This is a genomic window from Micromonospora sp. WMMA1947 (genome assembly GCF_027497355.1).
Taxonomy (GTDB): domain Bacteria; phylum Actinomycetota; class Actinomycetes; order Mycobacteriales; family Micromonosporaceae; genus Micromonospora.
The window spans coordinates 5,429,032-5,443,197 of sequence record NZ_CP114909.1; the positions used below are offsets into that span (position 1 = coordinate 5,429,032).

General features: G+C 74.6%; 11 protein-coding genes. 2 read left to right on the forward strand and 9 right to left on the reverse strand.

Going from position 1 to position 14,166, the window contains the following annotated elements:
- Positions 1-82: 82 nt before the first annotated feature.
- Positions 83-1,480 (forward strand): glycosyltransferase family 4 protein, encoded by a 1,398-nt coding sequence (locus tag O7604_RS25580; RefSeq protein WP_281578038.1) that lies wholly within the window; start codon positions 83-85, stop codon positions 1,478-1,480.
- 185 nt (positions 1,481-1,665) lie between these two features.
- Here the strand turns inward: O7604_RS25580 and O7604_RS25585 are convergent, their stop codons facing one another.
- The 4 genes from O7604_RS25585 to O7604_RS25600 form a co-directional block, all read right to left on the reverse strand.
- Entirely contained in the window at positions 1,666-2,949 is a 1,284-nt protein-coding gene (locus tag O7604_RS25585; protein ID WP_269706544.1) for a citrate synthase, read from the reverse strand.
- A 176-nt stretch (positions 2,950-3,125) separates the two neighbouring features.
- Positions 3,126-5,171 carry a sulfatase-like hydrolase/transferase gene (locus O7604_RS25590; protein WP_269706545.1) on the reverse strand — a complete coding sequence of 682 codons (2,046 nt, stop codon included), beginning with the start codon at positions 5,169-5,171 and terminating at the stop codon, positions 3,126-3,128.
- On the reverse strand, positions 5,164-6,579 hold the full coding sequence (locus O7604_RS25595) for a methyltransferase domain-containing protein (RefSeq protein ID WP_281578039.1): 1,416 nt from the start codon (positions 6,577-6,579) through the stop codon (positions 5,164-5,166). Before O7604_RS25595 ends, O7604_RS25590 begins: the two co-directional genes overlap by 8 nt.
- Positions 6,576-6,734: a hypothetical protein gene (locus O7604_RS25600; protein WP_018787270.1), complete on the reverse strand. Its 159-nt coding sequence runs from the start codon at positions 6,732-6,734 to the stop codon at positions 6,576-6,578. Before O7604_RS25600 ends, O7604_RS25595 begins: the two co-directional genes overlap by 4 nt.
- A gap of 177 nt (positions 6,735-6,911) precedes the next feature.
- Between O7604_RS25600 and O7604_RS25605 the strand changes: the two genes are divergently transcribed.
- Entirely contained in the window at positions 6,912-7,313 is a 402-nt protein-coding gene (locus tag O7604_RS25605; RefSeq protein WP_281578040.1) for a VOC family protein, read from the forward strand.
- 42 nt (positions 7,314-7,355) lie between these two features.
- On the opposite strand, the gene O7604_RS25610 is transcribed toward O7604_RS25605, so the two are convergent.
- The 5 genes from O7604_RS25610 to O7604_RS25630 form a co-directional block, all read right to left on the reverse strand.
- The gene (locus O7604_RS25610) at positions 7,356-8,081 is read right to left on the reverse strand and encodes a helix-turn-helix domain-containing protein (protein WP_281578041.1); all 726 of its coding nucleotides are present in this window, start codon (positions 8,079-8,081) and stop codon (positions 7,356-7,358) included.
- Positions 8,082-8,185: 104 nt separating this feature from the next.
- Positions 8,186-9,409, reverse strand: a complete 1,224-nt coding sequence (locus tag O7604_RS25615; protein ID WP_281578042.1) for a dolichyl-phosphate beta-glucosyltransferase — start codon at positions 9,407-9,409, stop codon at positions 8,186-8,188.
- Positions 9,410-9,412: 3 nt separating this feature from the next.
- Positions 9,413-11,797 carry a glycosyltransferase family 39 protein gene (locus O7604_RS25620; RefSeq protein ID WP_281578043.1) on the reverse strand — a complete coding sequence of 795 codons (2,385 nt, stop codon included), beginning with the start codon at positions 11,795-11,797 and terminating at the stop codon, positions 9,413-9,415.
- Positions 11,798-11,842: 45 nt separating this feature from the next.
- The gene (locus O7604_RS25625) at positions 11,843-13,375 is read right to left on the reverse strand and encodes a HAMP domain-containing sensor histidine kinase (protein ID WP_281578044.1); all 1,533 of its coding nucleotides are present in this window, start codon (positions 13,373-13,375) and stop codon (positions 11,843-11,845) included.
- The gene (locus tag O7604_RS25630; protein ID WP_281580002.1) at positions 13,353-14,093 is read right to left on the reverse strand and encodes a response regulator transcription factor; all 741 of its coding nucleotides are present in this window, start codon (positions 14,091-14,093) and stop codon (positions 13,353-13,355) included. The genes O7604_RS25625 and O7604_RS25630 overlap by 23 nt, the downstream gene beginning before the upstream one ends.
- Between the last annotated feature and the right edge of the window lie 73 nt (positions 14,094-14,166).

The following is a 14,166-nucleotide window of genomic DNA, read 5'->3' on the forward strand; positions in this document are numbered from 1 at the left end:
CCGGCCATCCGGTCGCTCCTGACCACCGCTCGTCGCCGCCACCGATGCCGGCGTGCCTCACCATGCATGGACGGAGATCCACGTGACCACTCTGCGGGTCGGCGCTCAGCCCGCCACCGCGACGGACCGGCTCCACCGGCCCACCCTCACCTCCCGGCCGGCGCCCCCGTCGCCGGCCGGGGCCGGGCCCCGGACCCGGCGCATCCTGATGCTGTCGTGGGAGTACCCGCCGGTGCTCGTCGGCGGCCTCGGCCGCCACGTCCACGCACTCTCCGTGGCGCTGGCCGCCGCCGGGCACGAGGTCACCGTCGTCACCCGCCACGCCGAGGGCCCTCCCCTCGAGGAGTACGCCGACGGCGTCCGCATCGTCCGCGCCGCCGAGGACCCGGTCACCTTCCCCCTCGCCACCGGCTCGCTGCTCGCCTGGACGATGGCGTTCAACCACACCCTCACCCGGGCCGCGCTGCGCGCCGCCTCCGCCGGCACGTACGACGTGATCCACGCCCACGACTGGCTCGTCGCACACACCGCGATGACGCTGCGCGAGCACCTGGACGTGCCGCTGGTCAGCACCATCCACGCCACCGAGGCGGGCCGGCACCAGGGCTGGCTGCCGGAGGAGATGAACCGCACCATCCACGGCGTCGAGCACTGGCTCGCCGGCGAGTCCGGCCGGGTGATCGTCTGCTCCGGCTACATGCGCGACGAGGTGGGCGCACTGTTCGGCGTCGACGCCGCCCGCGTCGACGTGGTGCCCAACGGCGTCGAGCCGCACCGCTGGCGGGTGCCCGCGTCGGCGGTCGCCGCCGCCCGCGCCCGGTTCGCCGCCGACGGCCCGCTGGTCACGTTCGCCGGCCGCCTCGTGTACGAGAAGGGCGTGCAGCACCTGCTGGCCGGGCTGCCCCGGCTGCGCGAGCGGCACCCCGGGCTGCGCGCGGTGATCGTCGGCGACGGGCCGTACAAGGCGGACCTGGAGGCCGAGGTGCACCGCCTCGGGCTGGGCGGCACCGTCAGCATGCCCGGGTTCCTCGGCGGCACCGACCTGCCCGCCGTGATGGCCGCCTCGGACTGCTTCGCGGTGCCGAGCATCTACGAGCCGTTCGGCATGGTGGCGCTGGAGGGTGCCGCCGCGGGCGCGCCGCTCGCTGTCGCCCGTACCGGTGGGCTGGCCGAGATCGTCGAGCCGGGCGTCACCGGGATGACGTTCGCCCCGCACGACCCGGACGGCCTCGCCGAGGCGGTGCACACGCTGCTGTCGGACCGGGACCGGGCCCGTGCGCTCGCCCGGCGGGCCCGCGCCATGGTGCACGAGCAGTACGGCTGGGCGGCCATCGCGTCCCGTACGGCTGCCGCGTACGCCGCCGCCATCGCCGGCGACCCGGCGTTCACCGCCGCCCGCGCCCAGCACCGCATGGCACACGGCCAGCCCACGCCGCGCGTCCCCGAGGGCAACCTCCTCACCGCCGCCGGCCTCCGCTAGCGCGCCCTTCTCCCCCTCTCCCCCGCGATCTTGCACTTGGTGCCCCCAGGAGGGCCGCAATGCCCGGAAATGCCCGGGCACGGAGTGCAAGATCGGCGGGAGTGGGGCGGGGTGGGGTGGGGGCGCGTACGGGAAAGGCCGCCGGCCCCCGGGTGGGGGGGCGGCGGCCTTTCGCCGGGGTTGCGTCAGCGCTGGGAGGCGGGGACGTACGCCCGCTCGGTGGCACCGGTGTAGATCTGCCGCGGCCGACCGATCTTGGTCTCCGGGTCGTTGATCATCTCGCGCCACTGCGCGATCCAGCCGGGCAGCCGGCCGAGCGCGAACAGCACCGTGAACATCTTCGTCGGGAAGCCCATGGCCTTGTAGATCAGGCCGGTGTAGAAGTCCACGTTCGGGTAGAGCCGCCGGGACACGAAGAAGTCGTCGGCGAGCGCGATCTCCTCGAGCTGCACCGCGAGGTCCAGCAGCGGGTCCGGCTTGGCCATCCGGCCGAGCACGTCCTGGGCGGCCTTCTTCACGATGGCGGCGCGCGGGTCGTAGTTCTTGTAGACCCGGTGCCCGAAGCCCATCAGCTTCACACCGTCCTGCTTGTCCTTCACCTTCTGCACGAAGGAGCGGACGTCGCCGCCGTCGGCCTGGATCTTCTGGAGCATCTCCAGCACGGCCTGGTTGGCGCCGCCGTGCAGCGGGCCGAACAGCGCGTTCACGCCGGCCGAGACCGAGGCGAACAGGTTGGCGTTGCTGGAGCCGACCAGCCGCACGGTCGAGGTGGAGCAGTTCTGCTCGTGGTCGGCGTGCAGGATGAACAGCATGTCCAGCACCCGGGCCACGACCGGGTCGACCTCGTACGGCTCGGCCGGTACGCCGAACGTCATCCGCAGGAAGTTCTCGACGTAGCCCAGCGAGTTGTCCGGGTACAGCAGCGGCTGCCCGATCGACTTCTTGTACGCGTACGAGGCGATGGTGGGGACCTTCGCCATCAGCCGCACCGTGGACATCTCCACGTGCTCGGAGTCGAACGGGTCCAGGCTGTCCTGGTAGAAGGTCGAGATGGCGCTGACGGCCGAGGAGAGCACGGCCATCGGGTGCGCGTCGCGGGGGAACCCGTCGAAGAAGCGGCGCATCTCCTCGTGCAGCAGCGAGTGCCGCCGGATCCGCTCGCTGAACTCGGTGAGCTGCGCCTGGGTCGGCAGCTCGCCGTAGATCAGCAGGTAGGAGACCTCCAGGAAGGAGGACTTCTCGGCCAGCTGGTCGATCGGGTAACCGCGGTACCGCAGGATGCCGGCATCACCGTCGATGTAGGTGATGGCGGACGAGCAGGACGCGGTGTTCACGAAACCGGGGTCGTACGTGGTCATCCCGGTTTCCTTGAGCAGCTTGCTCACCCCGATCCCGGCGGGGCCCTCAACCGCGGACTGCACCGGCATCGACAGCTGCCCACCGGGGTGGTCGAGCTTGACTTCCGTCATCTGTTCCTCGCTTCGCCGGCAAGATCTTCGTTGAATTGCCTTCGCTTCTACCGTAATCACGGCGCGGAGAACACCGCTCGTCATGGTTTGAGGGTGAGGTGTGCGTCACCTGTTTCCCGGCCAGCCGGTCCGGAAACCGGATGGGAGCGCGGCCATGGGCATGTTCGGGAGGTCCGTCACGACAGCGTGAGCCGCCGCAGCGCCCCGTCGTCGCCGACCCGGTAGAGGTCGAGCCGGTTGACTCCGGCGGCGAACAGCCGGTCGTCGGCGAGCAGCGCGGCGAAGCGCCGTCCACCGGGATCCGGCGGCACCACGGGCACCACCGCGCCGACCGTTCCGTTGACCGCCACGGCGAGCCGGGTGCCGTCGGGCACGTCGTCCGGCACGGTGCCCCAGACCATCGCGGGCAGCCCGCCGCCGGCCGGGTCGACGGCGTCGAACGCGTCCCGGTTCGCCACCGTCGCGGACCCGCCCACCGGCACGTCACCGACCCGGGCGCCGACGAGCGGGTCGACGGGAACCGGCGGGAGCGGGGCGGGCACGCCGCCGGTGACGGTGACCGGCTGGCCGGGGCGGTCGTAGAAGCGCTTGTCGGCCCGCTCGCGCGGCGCCGCCTTCGCCGACCGGCCGTCCATCCGCCAGGGCACCCGCATGTGTGTCTCGTCGGCGATCGTGGGCAGCAGGTCGACGTGCTCCCAGTTGCGGTCGTCGACCCGTCCGGTGCGCTGGCCGGGTTCCTTGACGAACATCGGCACCCAGGCCACCTCGTTCGCGGCGTGGTCGATGGCGTCCATCCCCCGGCCCTGCCAGTCCCGGCGGAAGCTGACGCCGTGGTCGGCGGTGACCACCACCAGCGCCTTGTCGTAGAGGCCGGTGGCGCGCAGCGTCCGCAGCGTCTCGCCGATCAGCCGGTCGGTGTAGCCGAGCTGGGCGAGGTGCCGGGCGCGGGCCAGGTCGACCCACCCGGCGCCGTCGTTCGGCAGGTCGTCCGGCGCGGCGTAGTGCGCCCCGGACGGCAGGTACGCCCACGGCGAGTGCGGCATCAGCAGGTGCAGGAAGTGCAGCGTGGGCCGGGTGTCGGGGCGCAGCCCGGCGAGGAACGAGGTGAACCGGGCGGGCTGGTTGTCGTCGAGGGTGTCCCAGCGGAACTTCGGGTCGTCCGGCACCGGCTCGGCGGCGTCCAGGCCGGCCTCGGCGGCGGTCCGCTCACGGTAGGAGTCCTCCGGGTCGATCCGGCTGTCCACCGGCGCGGCGATCCGGCCCATCAGCTTGCCGCTCTCCCGGACCAGCACCCCGAGCCCCTGTTCCGGGGTGGTGGCCTGCTCGCAGCGGCTCGGCGGGCAGAGCCGGGTGATGCTCTCCTCGGCCTTGATCCGGTAGAGGCCGCCGAGCGCGGTGAACAGGTTGTCCGGGTACTGCGAGTAGTGCGGCGCCGATCCCCGCTCCGGGTAGCGGCCGGTGAGCATCGCGGGCAGCGCGTAGGGCGTCCAGCCGCTGACACCGGTGGCGTTGCGGTACCACGTCGACCCGCCGGCCAGCGCCGCGAAGTTCGGGTAGCGGGCGGCGTCGATCCGGCCGTCCGGCCCGAGCAGCGAGACGAGCGGCAGCTCGTCCAGCACGATCATGACCACCGGCGGGTGCGCGCCCGCGCCGGCCACACCGGCCGCGCCACCCTCGCCGCGCGGCAGCACCACCGCCGAGGCCGGCGAGGCGAACAGGAACAGCCCGACGAACACCAGCGGCCCGGCGGCGGCGACCCGCAGCACCCGCCGGGGCGCCCGCCACCGCCGGTGCGCGGCCGCTCCGGCGGCCCCGCCCACACCGGCGACAACGAGCAGGGGTACGCCCCGAAGCGGCGTCAGGTGCCGGCCGACCTGGACCGCCAGCGCGGCGAGCAGCAGGCCCACGAACGCGGTGTGCACGACGGTCCGGGTGAGGCGTCCGGCGGGCAGCGCGAGCGCGCCCAGCAGCGCGAACACCACCGTCGGTGCGAGCGCGATCAGGGCGACCAGGAGCAGCACGTCGGCCCGGGAGGCGCGGTGGAACAGGAAGAAGTCGGGGCTGCGGCCGAGCACGTCGAGCAGCGGCTGGGTGACCACCAGCCCGACCAGAGCCGTCACCTCTGCCAGCCGTGCCGCCTCGGACCGCCACCAGGGCGGGCGTTCCCGCCGGTCCGGGCCGGCCGTGTGGTCCCGGGGTGGCGCGAGGGTGCGCTCAGCCACCCACCACCACCTGGTAGAGCGTGCGGGTGCCGGACGGCAGCTCGGTGCGGGCGACCACTCGGCCCCGGCGGGCGAGCAGCGCCTCGAAGACGTCCCGCCGGTAGTCCGGGAACAGGCCGTCCGGCTTGTTCGCCAGCAGGCGGCGGGCCATCGGGTCGTCCGGGTGGACGAACTCCACCACCAGGCTGCCGCCGGTGGCGGTGAGCGCGGTGAGCTGGTCGAGCACCTCGGGCAGCGGGACGTTGCGCCCGATCGCGAGGTGGTGCACCACGGCCAGGGCCAGGACGGTGTCCGCGCGGGCCCGGTCGGTGAACGCGGCCCGCTCGACGCCACGCCAGCCGCCGCCCGGCGACGGGTCGGCCAGGTCCATCACCAGCGGCAGGATGCGTGTCTCACCCTCGTCGCGCAGCGCGCGGTAGAGCGTGTCGACCACCGCCGGGTCCTGCTCGACGGCGACGACGTGCGCGGCGTGCCGGGCGGCGATGCGGGCGTACCGGCCGTCGTTGGCGCCCAGGTCCAGCGCCGCGCCGCCTCCGACGGCGGCCACCGCCCGGTCGACGAACTCCTCCTTGGCCTGCCGGTCCGGCACCGAGTACGCGCAGGTGCGCTGGTAGTCCGACCAGTGGCTGTCGCCGGGCCGGTGGTCGAGGCGGCGGACCAGCTTCGTCAGCCCGCGTACCGTGGCCAGCGCCAGCTCCCGGGAGAACCCGGCGGCGCGCAGCTGGGCGCGGACGTCAGTGGTGCTGGCGGCGGAGTTGCGCGCCTGCATGGCGCCGTGCAGGTGCACGTGGGTGGGCACGCCGGCCCGCCAGCGCCGGGTGCCGCCGAACAGCCGGCGCATCTGGTCCGGTTCGACGCCGTCGACGCGGGCGCGCAGGAACGGCTGGAAGTCCAGCCCCAGGTGGGCCTGGATCAGCAGCGGGTAGAGCAGCGTCTGGCAGAACTGCCGGTAGCCGGCCCACGGTTCGCCGTCGCGCAGCGCCTCGAACGAGCCGACGTCGATGAAGACCGGCCGGGCCCCACGCCACTGCACGTTGTACGCCGAGCCGTCCTTGGTGGTGAAGCCGGCCTCGAGGGCGGCCCGCAGCACGTCCAGGTGCAGCAGCGCGGCGTCGCGCAGCATCGCGGACGACCACTCGTAGGGGTGCGAGACGAACGGGATCCGCTCGTGCCGCAGCACCGCGGTCCAGGGCGCGTCGACGGGGGTCGGGGTCAGTTCCTCGGTGCCGACGATCTGCCCGGTGGTGACGGCCTGCCGGAAGAAGTCGGTGACGGACAGCGCCCGCCAGTCCCGGGCGGAGCGCTCGTCGAGCCCGCGCAGCACCTCCTCGCCCCGGTGGAACACCCGGTTGCCGGGGTCGCGGAAGGAGCCGGGTTCGACGCGGACGCCGGTGTCGGGGACCGTCACGCCGCCGGGCCCTGGTCGGTGGGCTGACGCCGGAACCGGGACACCAGGCGGCGCCAGTAGAGCTTGGCGGCAACGGCCACCCCGGCCACCCCGCCGACCACCGCCTGCACGATGAGACTGCCGGATCCCGCGTCCAGGTAGGCCAGATGCGTCACGGCTGTTTTCCTTCCGTCGGTCATCGGAGCACGCCCGGTATGCGAGCTTTATTGCTCAGAGCCGGACTTGTCCCTCACCGTAACGTCTCGACGACCGGCCGCGCGGCCACACCGGCCACTCGTCCCCCGTCCGATCCGTTCAAGACGGGCCGGGCCGGTCGCGCCTACGGTGGCCGCATGACACCGCAGTTCGATCTGGTCGGGACCGTGGTCACCGACATGGCCCGCACGCTCGACTTCTACCGGCGGCTGGGGCTGCCGATCCCGGCCGGCGCCGAGACCGAGGGGCACGTCGAGGTCACCCTGCCGAACGGCGTACGGCTGGCCTGGGACACGGTCGAGGTGATCCGCAGTTTCCATCCCGAGTTCGACCCGTCCGGCGGCAACAACCGGATGAGCCTGGCCTTCCGGTGCGCCGACCCGGCCGAGGTGGACCGGTGGTACGCCGAGCTGACCGGCGCCGGACACCACGGTGAGATGCCGCCGTGGGACGCGTTCTGGGGCCAGCGGTACGCGGTCCTGCACGACCCGGACGGCAACGGCGTGGACCTGTTCGCCCCGCTGCCCGCGGCCGACTAGACAGCCCCGGCGGCCGGCTCGGGTGCGGCCGGCCCCGACTGGTCAGCTCGCCTGCGGGCGGCCCGGGGCCGGGGCGAGCAGCCGGGTCGGCGGCACCCCGGCCAGGTCCCGCACCTCGCGGGTCGGGTGGGCCTGGTCGGCGTACCCGCTGCGCACCGCCACCTCGGCGAGCGCCGCGCCGGTGCGGGCCAGGTCCAGCGCCCGACGCATCCGCAGGATGCGGGCGAGCGTCTTCGGGCCGTACCCGAACAGGGCCCGGCTGCGGCGGTGCAGGGCGCGCGGGCCGAGGCCGACCTCGACGGCGGTCGCGGCGACTGTTGCCCCGGCAGCCAGACGGGCGGCGACGTGCGCGCCGAGCGGGTCGGGGCCACCGGCGGCGCGCAGCCGGTCGCGGGCGACCCGGGTGAGCACCGCGGCGGCCCCGTCGCCCGGCGTGGCCATCGCCACCTCGACCCGCTCGGTCACCTCGGCGGCGGCGCGGCCCCACAGGTCCGCCAGCGGTACGCGGCGGTCCCGCAGTTCCTCTGCCGGCACCCCGAACACGGCCGGGCCGGTACCCGGCGGCAGGCGCAGCCCGATCCACCGATCCCCCGGCGCGGACCGCGACAGATAAGCGGTGCGGTCCGGACCCGCGACCAGCAGCCCGGACCGGCTGGACCAGAGCAGATCCAGGCACCCGTCCGGCAGCACGCGCGTCTCACTCCCGCCGGACACGCTGCTCCACAGCACCCCGCCGGGGATCCCCGCCGCCTCCCACTCCCGGTACACACCCCAACCCTGCCACCCTCCCCGTCGATCGTGAAGTTGACGGCACCGGCGCTCGGCGTGTCGCGCCGCCAACCTCATGATCGACGGGGTGTTCGGGGGCCGGGTCAGGGGCGGTGGTGCATGGCCAGGCGGAGCAGGAGGAAGCGCAGCGCCGTCGCGGCCAGGTTGGCGGCCACCAGGACGGTCAGCTCCCATCCCCGGCTCGGGGGTGTGGCGGCGTGCAGCGCGGCCAGGGAACCGCTGGTCAGGGCCAGGCCGAGCGCGAACGCCAGCAGGCCCTGGAGGTGGTGCCGACCGGCGTGCCGGCGTCCGCTGACCCCGAACGTGAGCCGCCGGTTGGCCGCCGTGTTGGCGACCGCGGTGAGCAGCAGCGCCAGCAGGTTCGCCGGTTGCGCCCCGAGCGGGCCGCGGGCCAGCAGGAACAACAGCAGGTACGCGAGCGTGCTCGCCACCCCCACCGCGGCGAACCGCACGAGCTGGCGGGGCAGGCCGATCGGCACCTGCGCCGGCGGTGCCGGCAACGGCCCACGGCCGAGCTGGGCGCGCAGCTGCGCCAGTGGCAGCGCCCCGGTGACCAGCGCCCGGCCCAGCCGCCCGATACCCCGCAGGTCGGCCAGCGCGGTCGCGACGATGTCGACCCGGCTGTCCGGGTCGTCCACCCAGTCCACCGGCACCTCGTGGATACGCAGCCCGGCCCGCTGCGCCAGGACCAGCAGCTCGGTGTCGAAGAACCAACCCGTGTCGCGGACCAGCGGCAGCAGTTCGGCGGCGACGTCGGCGCGGATCGCCTTGAATCCGCACTGGGCGTCGGAGAAACGCGCCGCCAGCGCACCGCGCAGCAGCAGGTTGTAGCCGCGCGAGATGACCTCCCGCTTGGCACCCCGGACCACCCGGCTGGTGCGGGCCAGCCGGGTGCCGATGGCCAGGTCCGAGTGCCCGGAGATCAGCGGCGCGACCAGCGGCAGCAGCGCGGCCAGGTCGGTGGACAGGTCCACGTCCATGTACGCGAGCACCGGCGCCGGCGACGCCGACCACGCGGCCCGCAGCGCCCGCCCGCGGCCCTTCTCGTCCAGGCGCAGCACCCCCACCTCGGGCAGCTCGTCGGCGAGCGCCCGCGCCACCGCCGGCGTGCCGTCCACGCTGGCGTTGTCGGCCACCGTGATCCGGAACGGGTACGGGAAGTGCGCGGTCAGGTGCGCGTGCAGCCGCCGGACACAGGGGCCCAGGTCGGCCTCCTCGTTGTACACCGGGACCACCACGTCGAGCACCACGCTGCCGGCGGCGGGCCGGGCCTGCACGGCGGCCCGGGGCACGTACGTCTCCGTCACGGCTCAGCCCTGCTTCCCGCTGCTCAGGTCGTACACGGTCACGCCGTCGACGGTGGTGGCGGTGAAGGTGTCGGCGACCCACGCGGCGATCTCGGACGAGGCGTTGCTGCCCCCGTTGGCGCGGAACCCGCCGCCGCCGAGGAAGTAGTGGATCCGCCCGTCGGCGACGTACCGCTGGAACTGGGCGAGCGTCGGCGACGGGTCGCTGCCGTTGAAGCCGCCGATCGGCATGACCGGCCGGCGCGTGGCCAGCTGGTAGCCGGAGGCGTTGTTCGAGCCGACAGTGGCGGCGACCCAGGTGTAGTCGTCGGCGTCGGCGGTGAGCAGCGCGGTCATCTCGGCGCTGGGCTCACGGGCGTCGAGCAGCCCGCCCATGCCACCGCCGCGCTGCCCCCGCCCCTCCGGCCCGGTCCCGCCGTCCTGACCGGGGAAGCCGCCCCGACCCGGGATGCCACCCGGCGCGGTGCCGCCGTCCTGACCGGTGCCGCCGTCCTGACCGGTGCCACCGGGCGCGCCCGGTGCCGCACCACCGCCCGGGAATCCGGGGAATCCACCGCCGTTCGGGCCGGCGCCGTTCGGGCCGCCCGGGAAGCCCGGGAACTGCCCGCCGCCCGGACCACCGGGGAACTGCCCGTTCGCGCCGCCCGGCATCCGGCCGCCCGGTCCACCGGGGCCGCCGAAGCCACCCGCTCCGGCCGGCCCGGCGCTCGGGATCGAGCCGGAGTGCGGGGTGGCGGCGGTCTGCATCGCGTACGCGGCCGGCCCGGCCAGCGCCACCGCGATCCCGGCGACAGCCACCACCGGCACGGCCCACCGCACAACCCGCCCGGCGAACCCGGCCCGGTGCCCCACCGTCGCCCCCGCCCCCGCCTCGGAGTTGACCAAGGAGTTCGCGTCTCCCTGAACGCCACTTCCGGACACAAACTCCTTGATCACCGGGGCGGGCGGGGAGGCGAGGGAGGGCGGGGAGGGCGGGGAGGGCGAGACGGTCCGGTGGGTGAGGAACGCCGAGGTGACCAGGAGGGCGGCCGCGGTCAGGCCGAGGGCCAGCACCGTGGGGCGCAGCCAGGGGTGCCAGTCGGGGGTACGGCCGAGCAGGTGCCAGGACCACCAGGCGGTGACCGCCAGCGCGCCGGCCAGCACCAGTGTGGCGGCGAGCCGGCGCCACCGGGCCGGTGCCGAGCCTGCCGGGGCCGGTGCCGCACCGGCCCGCCACAGCACGGTGACGCCGATGCCGGCCAGCGCGCCGACCGCCGGGGCCAGGGCGACCGTGTAGTACGCGTGGAAGATCCCGGACATGAAGCTGAAGATCAGTCCGGTGACCAGCAGCCAGCCGCCCCACAGCAGCAGACCGGCCCGGGTCCGGTCGGTACGCGGTGCCCGCCCGGCCAGCCACAGCCCGGCGACCAGCAGGATCAGCGCGGCCGGCAGCAGCCAGGAGATCTGCCCGCCGACCTCGGTGTCGAACATCCGCAGCAGCCCGGTCCGGCCGGAGAACGGGCCGCCGCCTCCCCCACCGGGCCGGCCGCCGCCGACGCTGCCCACCTCGTCGCCGGTGAGGCGGCCGAGGCCGTTGTAGCCGAGCGTCAGCTCCAGGATGCTGTTGTTCTGCGAGCCGCCGATGTAGGGGCGGGCGCTCGCCGGCACCAGCTCGACGACCGCCACCCACCAGCCGGCGGAGACGACGACGGCGAGCCCGGCGAGCAGGAGCTGGCGGATCCGCCGTCCGAGGCCGGTCGGCGCGGCCAGCAGGTAGACCATGGCGAAGACCGGGATCACCAGGAACGCCTGGAGCATCTTGGTGAGGAAGCCGAAGCCGACGAGCACGCCGGTCAGGGCGATCCACCGGGTGCTCGCCGTCTCGACCGCGCGCACCGTCGTGTACGCGGCGGCGACGAGCAGGAACACCAGCAGCGCGTCCGGGTTGTTGAACCGGAACATCAGCGTCGCCACCGGGGTGAGCGCGAGCACCGCACCGGCGAGCAGGCCGGCGGCCGGGCCGTACCAGCGGCGGACGGTCGCGTACAGCACGCCGACCGAGGCGACGCCGAGCAGCGCCTGCGGCACCAGGATCGACCAGCCGCTGAGGCCGAAGACGCGCACGGACAGCGCCATCAGCCACAGCGAGGCGGGCGTCTTGTCCACGGTGATGGAGTTGGCCGCGTCGGACGAGCCGTAGAAGAACGCCGTCCAGCTCTGCGAGCCCGCCTGCACGGCGGCCGAGTAGAACGCGTTGGCCCAGCCGGAGGCGCCCAGGCCCCACAAGTAGAGCAGCGCGGTCACGGCCAGCAGGCCGAGCAGGGCCGGTCGGGCCCAGCGCGGGTCGCGGTCGGTGCGGGTCTTCCGGGGTACGGGCGCAGCGCCCGGCAGGCTCTCGGTTCGGTCCATGCCGGCAAGCCTCGGAGGGCCCGCTGGCCCGCTCCCGTGTGTGGCCTATGCGTCTGCTGTGGATCCGGGCAGCCACACCGTGAACGCGGTGTGGCCGGGCCGGCTGACCACGTCGACCCGGCCGTGGTGCGCCTCCACCACGGCGGCGACGATGGCCAGGCCGAGCCCGGTGCTGCCCTGGGCCCGGGAGCGGGAGCTGTCGCCGCGGGCGAAGCGCTCGAAGACCTCCGGCTGCAACTGCTCCGGAATGCCGGGGCCGTCGTCGGTGACGCGCAGCTCGACGCCTCCGGCGGCGGGCGCGAGCCGGACGGTGACGGTAGTGCCGGCCGGGGTGTGCACCCGCGCGTTGGCGAGCAGGTTCGCCAGCACCTGGTGCAGCCGGTGGGCGTCGCCGGTGACGGTGAGCGGCTCGTCGGGCAGGTCGAGTTGCCAGCGGTGGTCGGGGCCGGCGACGTGCGCGTCGCTGACCGCGTTCACCGCCGTGGCGGTCAGGTCGACCGGCTCGGCGGCCAGCGGGCGGCCGGAGTCCAGCCGGGCCAGCAGCAGCAGGTCGTCGACGAGGCTGGTCATCCGGGTGCTCTCCGACTCGACCCGGCGCAGCGCGTGCGCCACGTCGGGCGGCACCTCCTGATGGCCCCGGCGGGCCACCTCGGCGTACCCGCGGATGGCGGCCAGGGGTGTGCGCAGCTCGTGGCTGGCGTCGGCGACGAACTGGCGTACCCGCGTCTCGCTGGCCTGCCGGGCGGAGAGCGCGGCGGCGACGTGGCCGAGCATCCGGTTGAGCGCGCCGCCGACCTGACCGACCTCGGTGCGGGGATCGGTGTCGACGGCCGGGACCCGCACGGACAGGGCGACCTCACCGCGGTCCAGCGGCAGTTCGGTGACCCGGGCGGCGGTGGCGGCGACCCGGTTGAGCGGGCGCAGCGTGGCCCGGACGATGAGCGTGCCGAGGGCGCCGGCGATGACCAGGCCGGCGCCGATGACCCCGGCCTGCGCGACGATCATCCACATGACCGTGTCGTCCACCTGGGCCAGCGGGATCGCGAGGACCAGCACGTCGCCGTCGCCGCGCGGCGAACGCAGCGCGACCGTCCGGTAGTCGCCCCGGTCGCCGACGGCGACGGTGCGCGGGCGTTCGCCGACCGGTACGCCGGCCAGCGTCGTCAGGTCGCCGGCGGGCACCTCCTCGCTGCCACCGCTCTCGGACCGGATCCGGCCCACGGGTGCGGCGGCGGCGGGCACCCGGACCGCGATCGAGCCCGGTGGGAAGCCGCCGGGCGGGTCCGGCGCCACCTCGTCGTCGTCCGGTGGGAGGGGCCGCTGGTCCGGGCGCGGCGGGTCGATGCCACGGCGGGCCCAGCGTTCGAAGTCGGCGGGCCGCCGGTCGCCGAAGCTGAGCTGGTTGTCGATCTGGTCGATCAGGAAGTGCCGCAGCGCCACTGTGGTCAGGCCGCCGATGCCGACGCTGACCAGTGCCAGCAGCGCCACCACGGAGAGCACGAGCCGGCGGCGCAGCGACCAGCCGGCCAGGCGGCGGCGCAGCCGTCCGCGCCCGTCACTCGGCGGGTTTGAGGACATAACCCGCCCCGCGCAGGGTGTGGATCATGGGCGCCCGGCCCGCGTCGATCTTCTTGCGCAGGTACGAGATGTACAGCTCGACCACGTTGGCCTGACCGCCGAAGTCGTAGTTCCACACCCGGTCGAGGATCTGCGCCTTGCTGAGCACGCGGCGCGGGTTGCGCATGAGGTAGCGCAGCAGCTCGAACTCGGTGGCGGTGAGGGTGATCAGGTCGTCGCCGCGGCGTACCTCGTGGCTGTCCTCGTCGAGGGTGAGGTCGCCGACGGTGAGCACCGCCTCCTGGCGGGCGGCGACCGCGAAGCCGGAGCGGCGCAGCAGCGCGCGCAGCCGGGCGATGACCTCCTCCAGGCTGAACGGCTTGGTCACGTAGTCGTCGCCGCCGACGGTGAGCCCGGCGACGCGCTCCTCCACCGCGTCGCGGGCGGTGAGGAACAGCACCGGCACGCTCGGGGACTCCTCGCGCAGGCGCCGCAGCACCTGGAAGCCGTCCAGGTCGGGCAGCATCACGTCGAGCACCACGGCGTCCGGGCGGAACTGGCGGGCGGTGCTGATCGCCGCCATCCCGCTGCCGGCGGTCGCGACCTGCCAGCCCTCGTACCGCAGGGCCATCGAGAGCAGGTCGGTGAGCGTCGGCTCGTCGTCCACGACGAGCACCCGCACCGGTTCGCCGTCCGGTCGGTGCAGCTCGATGCGGCCCTGCGCGGACTGCGCGTTCATGACCATGCCCCCATCGTGGGCGGACCCGCTGTCGCCGGGCTGTCCCGATCCTGTGTACCAGCTGTGCGCGCCC

Bases quoted from the DNA above. Each gene is read 5' to 3' on its own strand.
- O7604_RS25585 (WP_269706544.1), bottom strand. From the start codon at position 2,949: ATGACGGAAGTCAAGCTCGACCACCCCGGTGGGCAGCTGTCGATGCCG.
- O7604_RS25605 (WP_281578040.1), top strand. From the start codon at position 6,912: ATGACACCGCAGTTCGATCTGGTCGGGACCGTGGTCACCGACATGGCC.
- O7604_RS25620 (WP_281578043.1), bottom strand. From the start codon at position 11,797: ATGGACCGAACCGAGAGCCTGCCGGGCGCTGCGCCCGTACCCCGGAAG.
- O7604_RS25625 (WP_281578044.1), bottom strand. From the start codon at position 13,375: ATGTCCTCAAACCCGCCGAGTGACGGGCGCGGACGGCTGCGCCGCCGC.
- O7604_RS25630 (WP_281580002.1), bottom strand. From the start codon at position 14,093: ATGAACGCGCAGTCCGCGCAGGGCCGCATCGAGCTGCACCGACCGGAC.